General features: G+C 63.6%; 8 protein-coding genes. All 8 read right to left on the bottom strand.

What is annotated here, in order from left to right; all coding sequences use genetic code 11:
- Positions 1-40: 40 nt before the first annotated feature.
- The 8 genes from KHA73_RS04060 to KHA73_RS04025 all read right to left on the bottom strand — a co-directional run bounded on the left by KHA73_RS04060 (position 41) and on the right by KHA73_RS04025 (position 21,290).
- Positions 41-544, bottom strand: a complete 504-nt coding sequence (locus tag KHA73_RS04060) for a YbjN domain-containing protein (protein WP_234589166.1) — start codon at positions 542-544, stop codon at positions 41-43.
- A gap of 29 nt (positions 545-573) precedes the next feature.
- The gene (locus tag KHA73_RS04055) at positions 574-1,239 is read right to left on the bottom strand and encodes a hypothetical protein (RefSeq protein ID WP_234589165.1); all 666 of its coding nucleotides are present in this window, start codon (positions 1,237-1,239) and stop codon (positions 574-576) included.
- A 27-nt stretch (positions 1,240-1,266) separates the two neighbouring features.
- Complete coding sequence (locus KHA73_RS04050; protein ID WP_234589164.1) at positions 1,267-2,970, bottom strand: putative porin; 1,704 nt, start codon at positions 2,968-2,970, stop codon at positions 1,267-1,269.
- Between the two features lie 46 nt (positions 2,971-3,016).
- On the bottom strand, positions 3,017-3,679 hold the full coding sequence (locus KHA73_RS04045) for an energy transducer TonB (protein ID WP_234589163.1): 663 nt from the start codon (positions 3,677-3,679) through the stop codon (positions 3,017-3,019).
- A gap of 88 nt (positions 3,680-3,767) precedes the next feature.
- A complete protein-coding gene (locus tag KHA73_RS04040; RefSeq protein WP_234589162.1) occupies positions 3,768-4,193 on the bottom strand; it encodes an ExbD/TolR family protein in 426 nt (141 codons plus the stop codon).
- Positions 4,193-6,010 carry a DUF2341 domain-containing protein gene (locus KHA73_RS04035; protein WP_234589161.1) on the bottom strand — a complete coding sequence of 606 codons (1,818 nt, stop codon included), beginning with the start codon at positions 6,008-6,010 and terminating at the stop codon, positions 4,193-4,195. Before KHA73_RS04035 ends, KHA73_RS04040 begins: the two co-directional genes overlap by 1 nt.
- Before the next feature lie 62 nt (positions 6,011-6,072).
- Entirely contained in the window at positions 6,073-7,695 is a 1,623-nt protein-coding gene (locus tag KHA73_RS04030) for a ShlB/FhaC/HecB family hemolysin secretion/activation protein (RefSeq protein ID WP_234589160.1), read from the bottom strand.
- Positions 7,696-7,976: 281 nt separating this feature from the next.
- Positions 7,977-21,290, bottom strand: coding sequence for a filamentous haemagglutinin family protein (locus tag KHA73_RS04025; RefSeq protein ID WP_234589159.1), 13,314 nt, complete (start codon positions 21,288-21,290; stop codon positions 7,977-7,979).
- Between the last annotated feature and the right edge of the window lie 50 nt (positions 21,291-21,340).

Raw genomic sequence — 21,340 nt, 5'->3', positions numbered from 1 at the left:
GGTGCCCCCGTCAATACTCAGCGCGCTCTACCCGCGGTTTTCAGGAGGCCAATGCGTCATTCGCTTCCTGCCGCTCGGCAGCCGCCGGGCCCTCTTCGCCATTGGCCGGCGCTTTCTCATTTTCTGTCTGAATAACATGGCGCAAATACAGCAGAAACTCCTGCAACAGCCGGTCCCATAGCTCCAGGTTCGCCTGCAGGTAATTGCGCATCACCCCGCCGGCGACCGGCACGTCCATATCCAGCACCAGAAAACCGCTTTGCTCCGTCAGGCGCGAGAAGCGTCTGGACTGATTCCATTGGGCCACCAGCCCGCCAGGCAGCACGCCTTCGATGCGCAGGGTGGTGCTGAGGGTAAAATCCAGGTACTCGCCGGGCGCCTTGCCGGCGTTGCCGAAACGCAGCGCAAAACCGATCCCCTGGCTGGCGCTGAGCAATTGTACAGCCCCGTTCTGTTCGACCTGGTTGGTTCGATACCCTGCGGACTGCAACACTTCCGTTAATAGCCTTGGATTAACGGTTTCAATGGCTTCATGTTCATTCATGGACATTTTCTCGCATTAGCTACATGGGATTAAGGTTGCGGAGTTGGCTGGCGCGCATCCGCCCGGTTTTCATACATTTTGTCGCCATAGCTCTGCGCGATTTCGTCAAACTTGACGCGCGCAGCGGTGGCGAAAGGCTGCCGCATCTTCAACAGGCTGCCGGTGCCCAGGCTTTCATATTCCGTCAGCACCTCTTTGCCCAACGCATACAGCTTTTGATTCTTAAGGGTGCAAGACGCCAGCGCCGCCTGATGCTGTTGCAGCTGCCCCTGCAGGCTCGCCCGCGCCGTCTCTTTGCCCCGCGCCAGCCCCAACAACTCGTCGTAGGCGCGCTTGTACTGCCCGGTTTGCTGTTGGCTTGCCGCAATCTGGGCGGCGGCCTGGCTGCGCAGGCTTTCTTGCCGTTGCGTCAACGTTTTGCTCTCACCCTGCGCCTGCTCCAGCGCCGCCTGCAGCCGTTTCACCTGCTCCTGCGCCGCTTTCAACTGGGCCTCGGCGGCGTTGCTCGCCGCCTGCATTTGCGCCTGCCCCGCCTGCAACGCCTGCAGCTGTTGGTTGGTGCTGCGCAACTGGGTGCGCAAACGCTCCTCCAGCGTTTGATCCGCCGCCTGCCCCCGACCGGGCGTCAGCAAACCCGCCAGGATCAACAACAGGCACATTTTCCCCACCCCGCGGCGGAAATATGGTTTATTCATACCCTTTCTCCCAACGTTTCACGGGCGTCAGAAACGCGCGTTCAGATCGAGCTGGAACACGTTGATCGACAACGGGTCGCCATAAACTTCATTTGAACTGCTCCAGCGCCCTTCCACCGAAACGTTATTGGTGAGCGCATAGTTGGCGCCCAGGTAATACCCTTTCGCATTGGTGCCGCCAAGGTGGAAACTGGAATCGTTATAGGCATCCGGCAAGGCGTCCGGTTGGATATATTTATAACCGGCGTACAGGTTCCAATCGCCTTCATGGCTCATCTCCATCGCCCGGCCCAGCATCGCCTGCACCATCCAGGCATTGGCCCCGCTCTGAATCGCACCGTCGCCGCTGAGGTTATTGATAATTTGCCCTTCCGAGCGCCGCTGCATTTTACCGGCGTCATAGGCCAGATTACGCACGTAATCGCCCTGCAGGCGCAGCTTCAACGCATTGAAGGTTTCGGTATCCCAAATCAGATTCAGATCCAGCAGGTTAAACTCGGACGCCAGGCCGACGTACTGCGGCAGCGGCGTTTGCTGCGGGTTATTAGGATCCAGAGCGATATTGCGCAGCAGGAATAAGGTGTTGCCCTTTTGCATGAAGCCCGGGCGCGACCAGTCCGTATCGCAGGCCGGATCGCCGGTATAGAGGCTGCAGGAAGAGGATCGCTGCCCCTCGACGTTGTCGAAATAGTAATAAGCCAGCGCACCGCGCAATTTATTGGCTTCGTTAATTTGCCATTCGGTACCGACCTGGGCACCGAAGAGCCATTTATCTTCGCTTTTCCCTTTATTCTGGCTGCGCGCAGGCCAGGAATCCGAGCCATATTCCAGCGGGAAAGCGCCTAAGGTGCCAAACAGGCTGGCGTTATCCGCGATATTCAGCTTCGAGGCGCCGAGTGCGATCCCATCCAGGTTCAACTCATTCGAGAACAAGATGTCGGTAGAGACGAAGGGATTGGCCGTACGGCCGAACCTGGCGTCCCAGACCCTATCCGTCGAGCGCCAACCGATCCAGGCGCGATCCAGCCAGATATTCTTTTTCTTCGCGTTATCCCCCAGCGTCTGGTTAGTGGATACCGGGCTGTCATCGCTACCGGTGGCGACGCGTATCGCGCTGCTCCAGTTGTCGGTCAACGCGGCTTCGACGCCCAGGCGGGCCCGCAGGCGGAAACGGTTCTCCCGGTTTTGGCGAGTGTTTAATAACGGCGGCAAGGACGAGTTGGTATTGGTGTTGACGTCATAAGGCCCGCCGTTATTGAGCGCGTTGAAATCAATAATCTGATCGCTGTTTCCGCCGGAATAAAAGCGAGATTCTTCGCGCGTTCGCACGTCGCCGGTCACTTTAATCCGCGATACCCAATCCGGGAAGGTATTTGGCGCGGCCCATTTCTCTGACTTCGCCTGCGCGATCACTTCCCCTTTCACCTCGTCACGAATTTGGTCGCGCACGGTTTCGGGGATATAGGGCACGCGCACATCCCCAGGCTGCACTTCCGGGCCAGCCGCCGCCGCAGCGCCGGCATGCTGCTGCGCCTGGCGAGCCTGTTGCGCCTCCGCCTCCGCCTGGCGCACCAGCGCTTCGGATTGTTCCGCCGTCAGCACGCCCTGCTTCACCAATAGCCGTATCAGGTTTACCGTGGCGTTTTCCGAAGGGGCCGCCAGCGCCGTCCCCGCAGACAGCATCAGGCCCATGGCAATCAGGGTTGCCAAACCATTAATCTGGAAATTCATTTTCACGCAGCTCCGCAATAAGACGATGAATAAAGTGAGTAGTGGGTCAGCCTGGGCGGCGCCCCTGTAACAAAATCCGTACCGGCAACGACAACGACTTCGGCGGTTTTTGACTCATGGCCGGCGCGCTGCGCAATGCGGCGACAACCTTGTTGTCGATATCCTTCTCTCCGCTTGATTTCACAATGTCCACGCGCGTTACCTGCCCGGCTTCGTTAAGCCACAGGTTGAGCTGCAGACGAAAACTCAACAGCCGGGTGCTTTCGTCCTCCCGCAGGATCTTCTGGAAGATATGCGACAGGTATTGGCCATAGGTGGCGTTGCCCAGCCCACCGCCGCCACCGCTGCCGCTCATGCCGCTTCCCGAACCGGCGCCGATGTTAAAAGCGTCGCCCCCGGCCTGAGCGCTGCCGTCCATTTCCATCGCCTTGGCCATATCGTCCGCCGGCTTCGGCGCTTCTTCTTGCGGTTTTGGCTGTTCGGTCGGTTTCGGCTCCGGCGGCGGCTCGGGCTCCGCCACCTTTTCCGGCTCAGGCTCCGGCTGCTTTGGCGGTTCCGGCGGCGGCGGTGGCGGTGGCGGCAATGGAATGATCATCGGTACCTTGGGCGCCTCGCGGCGCACGCCGCTCATATCCTGAGCCCATTGCCAGATAATCACCCCGATGCCGGCCGCCAGCGCCAGGGCCAGCAGCAGCCGGAGATAAAACATCGGCGATTTTTTGCCGCTAACTGCGTACGCTGCCGGCTCGTTTGATTGCTTTGAGTGAAACAACATGTTTTTCCCCGGGCGCATTGTTTTATTGACGGGGTTTACCCGTCACCAGCCCCACCTGTGACAATTCGAGGCGACGCAGCAAATCGAGCACTTCCACCACTTTCTGGTATTGCACGCCGGCATCGCCGCGCACGATCACCGGAAAATTCGGATCCAACGCTTTCTCGGTGCGCAGGCGGTCCTCCAGTTCAGCCAGCGTGACCGGATAAGCATCGAGAAAAACCTGCCCGGCGTCGTTTATCGAAATCGCCTTGGTTTTCTGCTCCGACAGCGATACAGAGGCGCTGGCCTTCGGCAAATTGACCTGGATCCCGGCGATCTGGGCCGTGGCGGTCAAAATGAACATCACCAACACCACCATCAGCACGTCCACCAGCGGCGTGATGTTGATGCCGTCTACCGGGCCGTCCTGGTCATCGTCGTCATGGGAAAGGTTCATCGAAGCCATTAGCGTTCCCCTCCTGCCGCTTCTTTGCCGTCCGCGCCATGAACTTCAGCCATGCGCGCAATGAATTCATCGAGGAACACCCGCATATCCGCGCTCACATTGCGATTGCGCGCAACCAGCCGGTTGTAGCCGAACAGCGCCGGGATAGCGACGAGCAGCCCCATCGCGGTGGCCAGCAGCGCGGCCGCCATGCCCGGCGCCACGGCGTTGATGTTCACGTCACCCGCCATCGCCGTGCCGAGAAACACCACCATGATGCCCAGCACCGTCCCCAGCAGGCCGATATACGGGCCTCCGGCGATGGCGTTGGACAATATCCCCATGCGCGCCCCCAGCTTGCGATTCTCTTCGGTGCGAACCGAATCCATGGAGGCGCGTATCGCTTCAAGCGTGGCCAGGGACAGCGTTACCACCCGCCCCCCCGACTGGCTGCGGCGGGTGCGCAGCTCATGCACCGCCACGGCGTAAATGCGCCACAGCGTGGAATGCTGGAGCCGGTTTGCCAATGGCGCATCGTCAGCCAGGGCCTCCAAACGGGTGCCGACGTCGGCAAAAGCCTGGCGAAAGGTTTTATTGGCTTGCTCAACGCGGCTGACGTTGCGGTTTTTGCGGATCATGATCGCCCAGGACTGGATCATCATCAGGCACAGGATGGCGATAATCACCCAGGCGTCGACGGGCACCGCATGCAGCAGAAAGCCCAGGCTGCCGAAGCCGAAACCTGACTGCTTCTCATCGGTGCCATACGCCACCAGCTTCGAGTCCGCCCCCTGCGCCAGGAAATCGGACATCAGCAGCGCCGCCGGACGGGCGACCTTCGACAGCCGCAGCTCGTCGATAGCGCCGACAAACGCCCGGTTGCCCTGTGCGGCGCCACTTTCCAGGGATGCGCCTTCCGCCGTCGCCTCAGCGACGTCCCCCCCAATGGCGGCCACCGAGTTCAACGGCGGCAAGGCCGCAGCCAGATTGCCGGCCTCCCGGCCATTCAGGTACAGCCTGATCCCCCCGGCGTCGGCGGTGACGGCGAGGTGCTGCCACTGTGCGACGGCCACCGGCTGCGCCGCAGCGCTGCGCTGCCCATTGATCTCAACGAACGGCGCCCCCTGTGCCAGGCCGATCAAAAACGTATTGCCGGAGTCGTGCCGGGCGTAAATCAGCTGCTCGCCCGTCGGCCGATCGGTGCGGATCCAGGCGCTGAAGGTAAAGGTTCCCGAGGCCGGGATCGCCAGAGAGGGCGCCGCCGGCAGCAGCATCGGCGCCGCGCCGGTGAACTGCGCGGCGTGGCCCAATACACCGTCGATGATGCCGCCGGGGGGCGTTTGCGCATTATTGGCGTAGGCGGTGGTATCGCGCGGCGCGGCGCCCGGCGCGCTGTCAAAATGGTAAACCAGGGTGTAGTCGGGGTCGAAGCTCAGCTGGCCGTTGGCGGTGGCGGGCGCTTTCGCGTTGCCGTAGTACATCCAGATGTCTTGCCGCTGCCCGCCGACCACCTCGGGAATGTCGACCCACACATGGGCGATGCCCATCAGCGGGTCAAAGTCCTCAATTTGATAATTCAGCACCGTCTTGTCATCGGCGGCGACAAAGCGTAAATCCCCGCCCTTGTCCTGGGTGCCGTCGAAGGCAAAATTGCCGGTATGCAGGCGCACCAGCAGCGGCATCCGCCCGACGCGCTCGCTCAAGGCCGCCCCTTCCGGCGTGGTGTCGATAGCGATCGGCTTGCGATAGTTCCAGTCGTCCTGCCACCAGGCGTGCGCCGCCAACGGCGTCAGTAGCGTGCTTAGGCAGACGAGCATTAACATCAATAAGCGTTGCATGGTCAAAAGCTCCGAAATAGCGCTGTGTTAAGAGTGACGGTGTGGGTTCACACCCCGAATAGTCAGAAGTTCGCGCTCACGCTGAACTGCGCGCGCGGATCGTTTTTCTCAGTGTTCGCCCCTGCAATCAGGGGCAGCCCCAAATCGAGATTGCCGGACAGCCAATCGGAAACGCCGGCGCTGGCCCCCACGCCGACGCTGGCCATATTGAAACTGTCTTTCTGCTCGGGCAGCGCATCGCGCAGCCACAGCTGCGCCGCATCGGTAAACAGGTGCAAGCGCAGTTCGGTAAGCGGCGAGCCTACCCAACCCGCTATCGACGGCGTGCGCAGCTCCACCGTCCCCATAACGCCGTCGTCGGCGGCGCGTTCGGCCGCCAAATAACCGCGCACGGAGGTCGCACCGCCTGCCGAGAACTGTTCATTGGAAACCAAGGGGCCGGAGGCGACCTGGAAGGCGCCGCTCATCGCCAGCTGCCAGTCGGCGCCAAGCTGCTCGGTCAGGCCGGCTTCGCCTTTCAACACCGCGAAATCCGTGCTGGCCCGGTAGCGTTTACGATCAAACGCGGCGAAATCGCTGCCGTAGCCAAGCAAATCACTGGTGGCGGCGACGATGCTCAGCCCCAGGTTGCCCTGGCGGCGATCGCTGAAGTAATAGCCGTTATAGGAAAAGGTGAAGGGAGCGTATTTCAGCGGCACCTTGTCAGCGGCGCCGCCATAGGTCACGTTTTCGTCGAAGTTTTTAAAGTCCAGCCCCAGCGTCAGCTGATGCGTCCAGTCCCCCTCGGACGGCAGGGTATATATCACCGCCGCGCCGTAGGAGTGCCCTTTACCCAGCACATTGGTGCCGCCGACGCTCGCCACCTCGCTGTTCGAGGTATAACCCGAAAAGCGCAGCGCCCATTGGTCGGCAAGCGGCAGGCTGTAGCTGGCCGACCACACTTTCGCGTTATCCATTTTTTCCGGCGCGGTAAAGAAGGTCAGTGAGGCGCCGTGCCCTTTCTGCCACAGGTTGCTGTTGCTTAAGGAGGCGATGGTGCGCAGCGGCCTGGTGTCGGCGCTGTAATCGTTATTCAACGTCAGGTTGCCGCTCCAGGGGCTTTTGTCGTCAACGTTCAGATCGACATCCATGGTGCCCGGCACCAGGCCTTCTTTCACCGTTGGCGTGACCTGCCGCTTGCCGCTGCGGCCGATGGCGGTTAATTCCTCCTGAACCTTACCGAAATCGGGCACCTTATCTTCGGCCAGGGCGGGGACCTCATCGCGGATCGTCAGCGGTGAATGGTATTTCGCTCCCAGCACCCGCACCCGCCCGACTTTGGTTTCCGTCACCTGCAGGTAAACGACGCCGCCGCTGACCTGCTGCTCCGGCAGCGCGACATAGACCGACTGATAACCCTTGCTGTGGTAGACCTGCTGCAGCGCCTGCTGCGCGCCTTCGACATCGGCCAGGGTTCGCTGCGGCCCCAGAAAGGGGTACACCGCCTTTTCGATTTCCCGTGCGCTGAGCACCGTATTGCCGCGCACGATATACTCGTTAATATTGACCTGCGGCGACGCGGCGGCAGGGGCCTGTTCCGCGCCGGCGGATTGCGCTGCAAACGCCGCTGGCGACATCACCGGCACTGCCGCGGCCAGCACTCCCAGGCAAAAAAACCACCGCTTCGTCTTTTCAACGTCATGCATTGGATGAACTCTGTTCTTGAGGAAACCAAACCCCGCTGACACATTGCCCTTCGGCTGATGAGCAATAGCCGCAACCCGGAACTGAATCGGTCTGTATCCATCACCGATATCGACTGACACTATCTAGACGGCTGGCGCCGGCGAAGACCGAACGCTTGTCACCAAAACTTCACAAAATTGCGAGAACCGGCAGCAAACGGCGGGGAAAATGCGAAAACAGGCAAAAAAAAGCCGCCACCTCCCAGCGGGAGATAACGGCTTGTTCGAACGAAACCGACGATTTACAGGGACAGCTTGCGCTGCTCCTCCGGCGTTAGCTGTCGGCGCGATTGCGGGCTCAGCGGCCCCGCCCCCAGCACCTGCACCTGGCTGCCATAGTTATAGCTAACCGGCACGGCTGCTGAGGCGGCGCCATCGCTCCCCCCCGCTTCCAGCCGTTCATTGCCGTAGCCAAGCACCTCAACGCTGATCAGCGACGGCTGATTGCGCTGCGCCTGCCTCGACGCCTGCTCCACCGCCTGCACCGCACTGCCCGCCGCCTGGCTGGCCGCCGTCAGCGCCCCCACATTTACCGCCGCGGTCATCGGTATCCCCGTCGCCTTGCCCTGGCCAAGGATATTCGCCGCATTCACCACCTGCAGCGCGGCGATGTTCAGGTTGCCGGAGAAACGGATGCCGGCCTCGCCGGCGTCGATGGTGCCCAGCGGCGCGATCAGGTCGATATCGCCCGGCGGCACTTCCGGGATCGGGTTCAGGGTCGCTATGCCGGCGCCGGTGCTCGGCACCTGTGGCGACAGGGTAACGTTGCCCCAGCCGTCATATTCGCGTTTGGGCGGCGTGTAGACCAGCGAGGTTTTGGAGCCCCGTCCGGCGTTAATGTCCCCTTCGGCCGACCAGGCCTGAATGGCGCCGCCGAAGGTGGTCATGATGCGGCTTTGGCCCAGCAGAATGCTGTTCAGCGCATACATCTGGATATCCCCCGACCCCAGGGTGATGACGCCCGGCGTTCCCAGCCGGGCCGGCGGCGCTTCGCCTTCCCGGCCGTAGGTCTGGGCGCCGCCCGGCGTCAATACCTGGATATCGCCACCGAATTGGCTCTGAATGCCGGCATCGCCGTAGATCAACACGTCTCCCCGGTAAACGCGCGGCCGCCCCTGCGCATCGGTTTCGGGGAACAGCAGGGCGATCGCCTGCCGCCCGCGCAAATAGCTGCCCCAGCGGGAGTCACTGACGTCGTTATATTCGCGGCCGGAGGCTTTCAGTTCGGCAAAATAGATCTGGCGCAGGAACACCCGCTGCTGCTCGGCCGGCAGCGCCAGGAAGTACCCCAGCGCCTCGTCGGCCGCGCCGCTAAAGCCGAAGCGCGCCGCCAGCCAGCCGCTCAGCTCGCTTTCGTAGGTTTTCGCCACCTTGCCCGGCTGATCGGCAAGCGGAACCCCGGCCTGCGCCTGATTGGCCGCATCCAGGTAGCGCTGCGCAAAACCGGCGTAGTCCGCCCCCTGTGCGCCCATGCCCGCCGATACCGTAATGCCTGCGCCGCCGGCGCGACTGCCGTCCTGATTGATCGCCGTCGTTATCGGGCCGATGCTGTTGAGCGCGGCTTTATCCTCCTGCAGCAGGTTTCGGCCGGCGGTTATCTCCAGCAAACCGGGGCCGGCGATGTTGAAATTGCCGTAAAGGATGTCGCGGCCGGCGGAAACCAGCGAGATATCGTTGGGGTTACCGTGCACGATCAGGTTGCTGGTGATGCTCGAGCTGGCAAAGCCGTCGTTGCCAATCTCCTGCGGACCGCTGATGGCTTTCCCCAGCGGCGTCCCGGCATTGACGATATCCCTGCCGGCCATGATCCTCACCGGGCCGCCCTCATACCATGACTGGCCCACCCGCGGGCCGGCGCTGAAGGTAAAAATCGCCCCGGTGCGCAGGCCGACGATATCGCCATCAACCGCATAGAAGCGCGCCGGGTTCGACACAACCTGCCCATCGGCGGCGCTGTTGGGCCCGAAGGCAAACAGCGGGTAACGCTGGGTGCCGCCGGTAAACCGGCTCAGGATACCCTCGCTGCTTTCGTTGCGCGCCACCACATCCCAATCGGAAAAACCGATGAACCCCGGATTGAACGGCGTCGCCATCGCCGCAGGCTGCGCGCCAGACTGGCTTATCGTCATGCCGCCGGCATAGATAGAGTGGCGCGCCAGCAGTTCCAACTGGCCCTCGCCGGAGGTTGAAGGGGCCAGCAACAGGCCATAGGGCAAATCGGTTTGCGACAGCGAGTTACCGTAGTACAGGCTGCCGCTGGCGGCGGCGGCGCGCAGGATTGACGGGTAAACATAGCGACCGTCGCTGGGCAGATAGTTCGATGCCCGTATGTTCGCAATGTCCTGATTCAGGGACGAAATAGGCGTCAGGTTGCCGCCGGCGGAAAACAGATCGATGGCGGTGTGCGGGGCCCACAGCGAGAACCAGCTCAGACCGCCTTCGAATGGCGAACCGTTATGGGTAAAGGGCACCGCATTGTTGATCGGCACGCGCCCCGGATCGCCGGCCGCCGACAACACCAGATCGCCGCGCGTATTCAGACTGAAGGTGGCATCGCCCGGCATCACCACCAGCCCCCCGGAGGTATTGGCGCTGCCCGCCTCGAAAGCGTCGAAGGCGCGGATATCATAAGGATGCAGCGCATCGATCTCGTTGCTCACCAGTTTGTACAACGGATCTACGGCGCCAATGGCGCCGCTGTCGAATCGGGCGTGGCCGCGTAAATTAACCAATACCCCGTTGATATCGGGCGCATCGAGCACGCCGTAACCGCTTTGTATGCTGCTGGCCGCCACGTTGGGGTTGGTCAAACCGCTCACCCGCACGGACAGGTCGCCGCCGCCGGTCAGCAGCAACGCCCCTCCGGGCGCAACCCGCCCCGTACTGCCGACGGCCAGCACCAGCCCCTGACTGCGTACGCCGCCTTGCCCATAGTTCTGCTCGGAACGGGTCGCCAGCACATCCTGGGTGCCGAGGCTGCCGCTGACGTCCAGCGTCAGATTGCCGCCACCCAGGGTGCCGATGCCGACAAAGCCGCTTTGGAAAGCCGCCGCGCCATCCAACGCATAGGGGGTCTGCACCGCATAAGTACCGAAGTTGATCCACCATGAGGTCGGCACATCATCGGCCGCACTGCCGCCGCCTTGCCGCCACAGCCAATTGCCGACGCCGGCGCTGAGGGTCGAACTCGGCAGTCGGTTATAAGGATCCGCCGGATCGGCCTGCGTTTGCTGCCTCAACATAATGTCGCCGAGCACGTTGCGGCCCGTGCGTACCAGCACATTGCCGCCCTTCTCGGGATACCAAGCCTGATATTGGCTGCCGCCATCAACCAAAGATTCATATTCGGCATTCACCGGGCCCAATACCGAACCCGCAACTTTATTGCCGCTATGGCCGCGCCGCTGGTTGTAGCGGTCGCTTCCGTCTGCCGCGGCAAGCGGAGCCGAAGGTGAGCCAGCCGTATAAATGCCGTAAGGGCTGACGAAACGGAAATCCCCCGCCGCCGCCAGATCCAAATCGCCGGTACCGGTGCGCAGCACGCTCAGCGCCGGTGCATTAGGCACAGGAGCCGGCGCGTATTCCGCCGGCTTACCGGGTTCGATCTGTTCGGCATAATACGGGTCGCCGATCGCATCCCAATCGGTGAGCAGCTGCACCCAATAATCGTCCATTGGCGCGCCGGGCTCGAAACCGACTTCTCCTGCGCCCGGGCCCCAAATGTATTTGCCCGGCGTGCCCGTCCCCGGCACCAGCTGGTTCGCCATGCGCACGCTGTAATGCGTATCGGCCAGGCGCAGGCTCCCGGCGTCAGCAGCGGGCTGCGTCGCGCGGGTATCGGCGGCGGCGGTATCGGCGCCGCTCACCCAACGCATCGACCAGGATTGTGAACCTTCCGGCAGCATCGGCGCCAGCGCCCAGTTACCGCCCTGCCGGCCAGCCGCAGGCGCGCGCAACGCGACGCTGCCGACGCCGCCCGGCAGCACAACCGTAGTATCGGTTGGGATCAACGCCCCCACCGGCAGCGCCGTATCGGCGGCCAGCTTCCACATAATGCCTTCATTCGCGCTGAAACCGTTATCCGGCAACGGCACTCCTTTCGGCCAGAGCAGCGCCTGAACCGCCGCACTTTGCGGCATCACTGTACCAACGCCCAGCGTCGCTCCCGGTTGTAGCGTGACATCCTGCGACAGCAGCGTCCCCGCCCGATACAACAGGGCATGGGTCGCGTCGAACACATCGCCCGAAAGCACGGTGCCGGCGGACAGCGTCAGCGTTTGCTCCAGCGTCGCCGCAACCGGCAGGCGGACCCCTTTGCCAAGCTGGCTCGCCTGCAGCGGCACGTCGTAATTCAACACCACCCCCGGCCTGAACTGGGTGCCGGTCGCCAGCGTCAGACCGCCTTGCGGCACCACCACCTGGCCGTCGAAGGAAGAGAGCCCGGCGGTCAGCACCCAGCCATTGTCATCCGGCGTCGCCGGCGGCGGGGAAAAACCGTCGTTAACGCTGCCGTAGATATCCAGGCTGCCACCGGCGCGAACCACCAGCGTGCCCGGCTCCCCCGAGCCATAGACCGCCGTTTGCCGCGTATGCGGATTAACGCCGGCGTAGCGGTAGCCCGACAGGTCCAGATCCCCCTGCACGACCATGTCGCCATCCGGCGTTCGGCTGACAATCTCGACCCCGGGGCGCAAATGGAAAGCGTCGCTATAGCGGCGCAAACCGGCCAGACGCGCCCGCAGCCCGCCGTCGTTGGCCAACAGGCGGGACATGAATACCTGGCTGTCGGCATGTTTGGCATCCAGGTAAGCCTGGTCTATCACCTGATAAGGCCGCCCGGCGGCGGCGGGATCGGTGCCATAGCCCGCATCGTCGTAACGCTGCACGCCGTTGACGGCGATGGAACGCGCACCGCGGATATCCAGGCTGCCGCCGGCATCGATGGCGACGTCATCACCCTGAGCGCCGCCGAGCCGCTGCGCGTTCAATTCCAGGGTGCCGCGCATCTGGCCATCGTTCTGGCCCGGGCCGTCGCCCGTCGCCGTTTCAGTGCCGTGGCGCAGATCGATGAGCGCGCCGTCTTGCAATACCAAGCGGCCGTTACCGGCGTTCAGCTCCACCGTCGCCCGGTTCGGGCTGTCGATAATTCGGCCGTAGCTGTCAACCCGCAGCGCCGTACCCCGCGCATCCAGCACGGCCTCGCTCCCCAGCGTCAGGCCGTCCCGCGCGGCCAGGCGGATGCTGCCCACCTGCGCGCCGCTGGCGTCGACAACGCCGGACACCCTCAGGCTGCCGCCATCCAACGAGATATCAATCGCGCGCGCTTTAACCTCATCCCCGATCGTCAGGCTGCCTTGCTTGATTTGAAAACTGCGGGCGCCGAACACCGCACCGTCGTTCAAACGCCGGTTAAGCGCGGCGAAATCTTCGATACGCTGAGCGCGCAACTCCACCCCACCCGCATCGTAGGGCACATAGGTGCCGCCGGCGTCGTATTCACCGCTGGCGCCGCCGAGGATCTGCCCCCGCAGATCGAGCGTTCCGGCCTCGGCTCCCAGCGCGACGGCCCTGAGAATGCCGCCGCGATTATATTGCGCCGACAGATCGACGATCGCCCCCGGGGCTTGGCTGATATCGCCCCGTTCGCTTTGCAGCACCACCTCACCGCCCCAGCTATATTTGGTGATGTCGTTAAAGGGCACCGCCATGCCGGCCACGTCGATGCGCGCGCCATCCCGCAGCGCGATATTCTGCGACGCCGCAAGCGTGAGCTTGCCGCTGGGCAGGGTGATGCGGGTGTCAAGATCGATGCTCTCCGCCGTCAGAGACAGCTCAGCGCCCAGCGCGTCGTTCTTCTCGCCCGCCGGGCCGGCCGCCGCCGGTGATGTGACGCTGAGACTGCCGCCGGCCCTGAGGTGGTTGATAGAACCGGCCTCACCGGTGAGCAGCGGGGTGTTTACATGCAGGTTGCCGCCGCTGTAGGCATAACCTTTTTCCGCACTGTAGTCTCCCTGGCGCTGGTAAACCGCCAGGCCGCCCCGGTTGTTGGCGGTGATGCGCTCGCTGGCGCTGAGCGTGACGTCGCGGAAACCCAGCAGCAAACGCTCATGCTCTCCCAAGGTGTCGGGCTGCGTCTGCGGCCCATAGCCGAACTCGATGCGCTTCGCGTTGATTTGCAACGCCCCGCCGCCGGTGCCGGCGCCGCCGTTCACCACCGCCCCCGGCTCATTGGTGGCGCCGGTCCATACCAACGTGCCGGTATCGATGCGGGCCACGTCATCCGCCGCGCCGAGACCGTAAATGGCGGGAGTGTTCAGGATCAAGCGATCGATAAAGGATTGGCCGGTCGCCGGATCCAGCGTGCTGAGACCGCCGCTGCCATAGAAGTTGAAGCTGTTGCCCGCCGCCAGCTCCAGTTCCTGGAGCGCCGGTGCGCCAACGCTGCCATCCTGCCTCAGCAAACGATCCAACAACGCCTGCGAGAGCTGCATGCCAGGCGGCAGCACGCCGCGGGCGCCTGCAGCGGACAGATCCCGTTCACTGCCCACATTCACGTTAGGCTGCGCCAGCACCAGCCGGCGCGTGCCGAACCGGGTGCCGGGATCCAGGGAAAACTTGTCCTGCGCCGCAATCACGATGCTGCCTTCAGAATATAGGCTGGCCGGTACGGCACAGGCGCCCTGTTCGCAGACGCCGATGCGGATGTCGCCTATGCGATTGCTGGACGAAGGCGGCAGTATCTGCAACCGCCCATTGGATACCGCCAGGACATTGTTCTGATCCGACGCGTAAATCAACCCGTCGTTAGCGTCAAAACCGCCTTTGCCGCGGCCGAGGGTATTGATGGATGCGCCCGGGTCCAGGCTGATGCGGTCGGTGCTGAGAAGAAAGACCTCCGGCGCCGCCAGCAGCGCGCCGTCGCGCAGCGCGACTTCGGTAGACTGGCCCCTGAAGCGCACATAGTTGGCCCCCCGGTGGCTGCCGTCGGCACCGGTATAGTTGATGGCGTAATCGCCGCCGATTATCATGCGCGTAGCGTTGATGGCGTTGAGATCGTCGGCATAGAACGACAGGTAGCCCTCGGTGGGCCGCCCCCCCTCCGGAAGCACTTCGATGCGGTTATTGCCGCTGAAATCGCCGAGCAGCAGCATGGTGCCGCCATAGCCGCCCTCCGCCGCCGCAAAACGGCCAACGCCGTCGAACGTAAACATGCGCCTATCGCTTTCGCCCGCGCGCAGCTGCAGCCCAAGCCGTTTGCCGTCGGCCAGCAACTCCGCCCTCGGCACCCCGGCGCGTATGGCGTCGGCGCGCGCAAAGTCGGCATACCCCATCTCGTTATACTGCGAATATTGGCGCAGCAGGGCCGCCGGCGTGAGAATGACCTCGGACGGCAGCGCATCGCGCAAGGCGGTGTTCACCGTACCCAACGTGGCCGATACCGCATAAGAACCATTGCGCAGCACACGTGGCCCGTTGGCGGCCGCCTGTCCCGCGAGTCCGTTGATTTCGACGCGAAAAGCGCCCGGCAGCAATGCATAGGTCGATGGCATCAGGGTATAGGTGCCGGCCGGCAATCCGGGCACGCCGGTACCTATAACTATCTGTCGGCCGACCTGCGGATCGACCGCGCCCCCCTCCACCGCCACCGGCGCATAGCCGGCTTGCTCGCCCGGCACCAAGGCGTAGATCGGGTTGGTGGCCAATCCCGGCAGCCGGAAGCCGCCCCGGCTTCCCACCTGAACCAGCGGCGTATAGCGCGCATCGGTAGAACCGCCGCGCCCGGAGACAAACCCGGCGCCGGTCAGTTCGCCGCCTCCCGACAGATCAAGCACCGCCCCCGCATCCACCTTAACGCTCTGCGCATTAAACATCAGTTGGCTGAACGCTCCCATGCCGACCAGCGCCACGTCCTTTCCGTCGTAGGTGTAGTGCACATTGTCGGTGGTGCCGCCGTAAGGCATCAGCAAGCCTGCCGCGCTAAGTGAGGTCAGGCTCCCCGGCAACAGATTCACCCGGCCGCCGGAACCGATAAACAGCTGCCCCTGAGGCGCACGCAGAATGCCGCCCTGGTTGATGGTGCCGCCGTTCAACGTGAGCATGCCAAACGCGGAATAAGGCAACCTCGGCTCATCACCGTAGCGATTCAGGGTCAATACGCTGTCGGGATCGTAACTGGCGGAGCTGTTGCCAAATTGGTCTATTTTACCGATGAACCCTGCACTCAGGTTGGCGATGGCGTGGGTCGCCGGGTACAGCTGCGCCGCCGTGAGGCTGAGGTTGCCGCCCGCCTGCAGCTCAGTGACGGTCGCGGTATGGTTTTTGGATGTCAGCCCCACGCTCTTCAGGAAACGAATATCGCCGCGGCTGACCAGCTCCGTTTCCTCGAATCCGCGCCAGTCGTAATGCGCCGTGCCGCCAGGAATGTCTTTCATCCCCTTGAGGTCGCCGTGCGCGCCTATCGTCACGCTGTCGCGCACGTCGATCAGATCGCCGGAGATATGCAACCGCGCCTGCGATCCCCGGGTGGACGTGCCGCCCAGCACCGTGAAGTGCCGGAAATAATCCGCCTTGGCGGTCAGGTTGGTCGGCCCCGCCAGACGCAGATAGGGTGCGGACAGATCGACGCGCGTATCCGCAGCCGCGGTTTCCGCCAGCGCCAGCGAGCCGGCGTACAGCTGCAGACTCTTGCCGAGGGCCAGTGATACATCGCCATCGAAGCTGAGAACGCCGTTGCTGAGCAGCGCCAGATTGTCGAAGCCCCCGGCCTGAATGCGGTCAACGCCCAGGCGGGCTGTGCCGTACGCCAGATCATCGCTCAGTTCGCCGGGCAGCAAATCGCCGGCTAGCAGGCTGCCGCCCTGCTGCTGCGCCAACACCATCTCACGCGGCGCAAGCACCCGATCGTCTACGTTCGGATTAGGGAACATGCTGCCATCCCAGGACACGTTATAAGTGCCATATTCCGGCGCCTCCAGCGCGATGGCCAGCGTGCCGCCGGCGGCTCCCGGGCCGCCGGCGCGCGCGCTTAATTCACCGTCCACGTACAGGCCATGGTAGGAAACCAGTTCGATGCTGCCGCCATTGCTGGCGACCCTGACATCGTTCCAGGCCGGCCTGGCGACATCCGGCTGCAGGCGCAGGCCCCCCAACGGCGAGTTGGCGTTTTCAGCCGGCGCAGGCTGCGTCACGCTCAATACGGCCTGCGTTCCCGACGCATCCAGCACCGCCCCCGGCCGAACGACCACGAAGGCTTCGGGGGCATTGGCCGTCACCGCCTCAGCGGCCCCCGTTTCGGGGTTCAAATGACCGCCGATGCGGATAGTGCCGCCATCGGGCACCCAGCCATAGCGGCGCCCATAGACGTCTGTCGCGGTCGCGGCGCGCGCGGCCACATCGAGCCGGGCGGTCTCGCCGATCCAAATTGACCGGCCGTTGGCCTTGCCGGAGGCGCCGAGCTGGAGCTCTGGCTTGTATTGATTCAACAGAATGCTGCCCGACCAGGCATTGAGCGTACCCTGCACCGTCAGTTGGTTGAGGCTGCCGATTTCAATGGACTGCCCCGGATCCACGCCGATCGTCGCCCCCTTTTCAACCTGCGCCGCCAGGCCCGGCCGCTGATTCGCACTCGTGCTGGCGACCGAATCGCCGGCGTGCAGCGCCAGCCCGGCCCCCGCGCGCTGCGTCAGCTTCGCGGCCAGCGGATCTTCCAGATACAGCGGCGCCAGCCAGGTCTGCATCGCCTGTTCCGGCGCCAGCCCCCCCGGCAGCCGCCAGGCGTCATCGGCCGGCAGGTATACCGGGCGGGTGACGTTCAGCTGCGTATTCGCCGCGACGGTCACGCCGTCCAGCCCCGTGACGTCATAGTGAGCAAAGCCGGTTTGGAAACGCGTGGGTTCCAGCCACAACGCCGGCTGCACCGCCACCGAAATATCCAGAACAGCTCCCGCCGGCAACCATGCCCCCTTCCGCAACACGCCGTCTTCCGGCAAAATGTCGTGCGCTTTCACCTTGATGGTTTTTGGCTGCAGCGGTAACCCCTGCGGGAAATACAGGCTGGGGATCTTGTAGCCTGCGAGCTGTTCAGGGCTGTAGATGGTGGTCACCAGAGTGCCTGGCGGCACGCTGCTTCCGGCGTACAGATATTGCCCCGCGGAGGTCACCAACACCACCCACGGAGGCACCACCAGCCAGGTGGACGCGTCGTTGGGATCCCCTCCTTCAACCTTAATGGGCTGCGCGCTGGACGCCACCACCACATCCCCCGGTTGGATAGTTTCACCGGCATTGAGGTGCTGCCTGGCGCTCAGATAGCTCATGTCAAAAGGCGCCGACTGCCCTTGCGCCAGCGCCAGATCCTCCCGCAGCCGCAGCGCGTCCGGCGCGGCCTCACCCGCCGCCAGGAAGCCCTGGCTGTGGCCCGGTTGATCATCAATGACAACCTCACCGCCAGACAGGATCTTCAGGGTACCGGCGCCAGAGACGCCATAGCCGCGCAGCTCGCCTCCCAGCGACACCTGCCCCAGGCTGCCGCTGGCGAAAGATTTGTCGGTCTGCAGCAGCGGATTGTTGGTCAGCAACGTCACATCGCCGCCTCGTCCGCCAACGATCGTCTTGTCTACCCGCACAGCGGCACCCGAGGACACGTCGATCAGACTGCCCTGCCCCAATACAATGTCGCCCTCGCCGCTCAGGCGCAGCGCTACCTTGCCGCCGTCCACCAGCCCCTGGCCGGCTTGCGCGCCGGCGTCGGTGAGCTGATTGCTCCATATGCCGCGCGCATCCAGCCTTACCCCCTCGGCCAGGACGATGCCCGGCTGCGACGGGTTAGCGGGCAACCCGGCGATGATGGCGTCGTTGCGCTGTTGCGCTGGGACCAACGGCGTGGCGACCGTCAGGGTGCGCAGCGTATTATCGATCTTGATGGCACCGCCGCGCGCGGTCAGATCCGCGTTGATCGCCGTCCGCCCACCGTACAGTTCAATGGCGCCGCCCGGCCTGACCGTCAGCGCATCCTCTACCGCGATCTCCTTCGCCGCCACCATCACGCCACCCAGCCCGGAGGCGTTCAACCGATCCGTGTTCAGGTACAGCGTGGCCTTACGCTCTTCCGGCAACGCCGCCGTCAACCCCAACGCATCTGCGATATCTGGCTGATGGCTGTCGAACAGCACCCGATCCTGAGTGATCCCCAGATTGTAAAAAACCTCCCCGGCCTTCACGTCGAAGACCGGATCGTAACGGCCAACGATCAGTTGAGCGCCTCTGGCCAGCGCGCTCTGCGACTGTTTGTAGCCGTCCGCCAACGCTGCCGGCGCTTTGTTCTGCTGCGGCCCCTGATATGCGCCGGCCTCGATGTTTCCTTCCAGCAGAGCGGCGTCGGTCGAAACCACCAGCCGCCCGGCATCTCGCCCGGTGGTATAACCGCTTTCCAGACGTTGCCGCGGCGCGATCAGCGTATTGTAGAAATAGCGGGTGGTTTTCTCGCCCCAGCGCGCGTGCAGATCTTCAAAGCCCTGATACAAACCGGTGTACAACAGGTCGCCCGGCGCCTTCGATACCTCATGCAGCTGCCCATCCGCGCCCCGCAGCCAGCTCAAATTGATGACGCCGGTCTGCACGTCCAGCGTGCCGCCCGAGAGATTGATGCGCGAATCTCGCTGAGTGATAGCTTCACCGCCGCTGAGCTGCACGGTGCCGCCCTGCGCGGCCCATTCGCCGTAGCCATGCCCTGCGGTGCTCAGGTAACCGCCAACCTCCAGCAGGCCGCCGGCGGTGTACCAGCGCGCATTGGCGTAGCCGCCGACGCCGGGCGCCACATAGATCAGCGAACGCCGGTCCACCCACAGATCGCTGTTATTGAGATTCTTGCCGTCACGGTTAATCGGCGCATCGCGCTGTTCGTTGCCCTGCACGTTGATATTCAGGTTGTTCGACTCCATCGCCACCTGCACACCGATGGCGCCTGAGACGTCGATGTCGGCGTTGGCCGCCACCAGGGCCCGCCGGGCGGCGGACACGGCCACCTGGCCGCCGGTGGCCAACGTGAGCGAATCACCCTGAAACTCGACGGTGCCGCCGCTGACGATCTCCACCCGGGACAGGTCGCGCCTATCGCCCAACGTGCTCAAATTATCGAAGATTTGCCCTGCAACGGTCAGAGGATCGTTGTTGTTCTGCGCGTAGCTGTTCTCACCCGTTTTATTGACGATCAGTGCATCACGCTGTGCGTCCAGCGCGGTGGCGTTATTGGCGTCCACCAGCACGGCGCTGACGCTGCGCGGCGTGAGCGTGATGCTGCCGGCCCGATCGCTGGCGGAATTCAGCAGATGGAGCGTGCCGCGGCTATCGACCGACGAGGTGGCGAGCAAGACGCCGTCCTGTTTGATATCACGCCCGGCCAGCGTGATGTCCCCGGTTGGCGCCGAGATGATCCCGCTGTTGGTGACGCGGCCCGCGCTGCTGTCGGCGATAAACCGGGGGGAAACCTCATTGCCGCGCGTGCTGGAATTCTGGTTGCCGGCGGTGCCCACGCCTTTGCGAATAATGAAGTTGTCGCCTGCGGCCAGCGCCGCTTGCCCATTGACGGCGGTCAGCACGCCGGCGTTATTCACCTCGTGGCCCAGCAACAACACATAGCCGCCGCCTTCGGTGACGCTGGAGGCTGGCCGCGTCGTTATCTGAGCGCCGGGATGAACCTCGATGCTTCCCATTGCCTCGGTGAAGCTGGGGCCGAAATCGCCGCCGCTCTGGGCGCTGTAGATGCCGTTTTTCTGGAACTGGCCGTCGCTGATATTCGCGGCGGCCGCCACCAGATTGCGTACGTTGACCTGGCTGCTGCCGGTAAATATCACACCGTTGCGGTTAATCACCAACACGGTGCCGTCGGCCTTGATCTGCCCTTGAATTTGGCTCGGCCGCGCCTTGGGATCGTTAACCCGGTTGAGCACCGCCCAGTCTTTTTGCTGCTGGAAGGCGACCTGGGTATTTTTGCCCACGTTGAAGGTTTCCCAGTTCAGGATGGCCTTATCTTTGGTTTGGTTGATACTGACGGTGGTACGGCCGTTCGCCGCCTGCTGCGTCGGCGCGTCGGCGTTGAGCCAGCCCTGGGTAGCCGGATTGCGATCAACCTTCAGACCGCCCTCGACCAAACCGTCCGGCACGCTGGCGCCGGCCGCCAATGCGGCCTGACGCGCGGCGGCCATCGCCGCTTGCTGGGCGGCGATGGCCGAGGCGGTTTTACCGAGGTTGGCGATGGAGCGTTGCAGTTGCTTATTCGCCTGCTGCTGCTGCGCCAAAGGTGGTGGGGTTCCGGGCACGGCGGCTGCCGGTTGGCCGCCCGGCGCCACGCCGACCTGGCTGACGCCCTTGGCGTTGAACCAGCCGCCGCTGAACGGGCGTGGCCCTGCGGCCTGAGCCCCGGTGGACAACAGCACCAAGCCGACGGCATAGGCGATAGGTTTAATCGGGAATGCGCTACCGTTCACCGAAGAACGACGAAGATCGCTCGTCGAACGAGCAGAATTTCTCTGAATTTGCGCGGCATTGCGAGGCGACATCATCACTGTTCCTTCCAGGTTCGCAGGCTTGATACCCATACCTCAGCGCC

Origin of the sequence: Serratia entomophila (assembly GCF_021462285.1) — a bacterium.
Classification (GTDB): Bacteria; Pseudomonadota; Gammaproteobacteria; order Enterobacterales; family Enterobacteriaceae; genus Serratia; species Serratia entomophila.
Note: the sequence above shows the minus strand (reverse complement) of the source record. Positions and strands in the feature narration are given on the sequence as shown.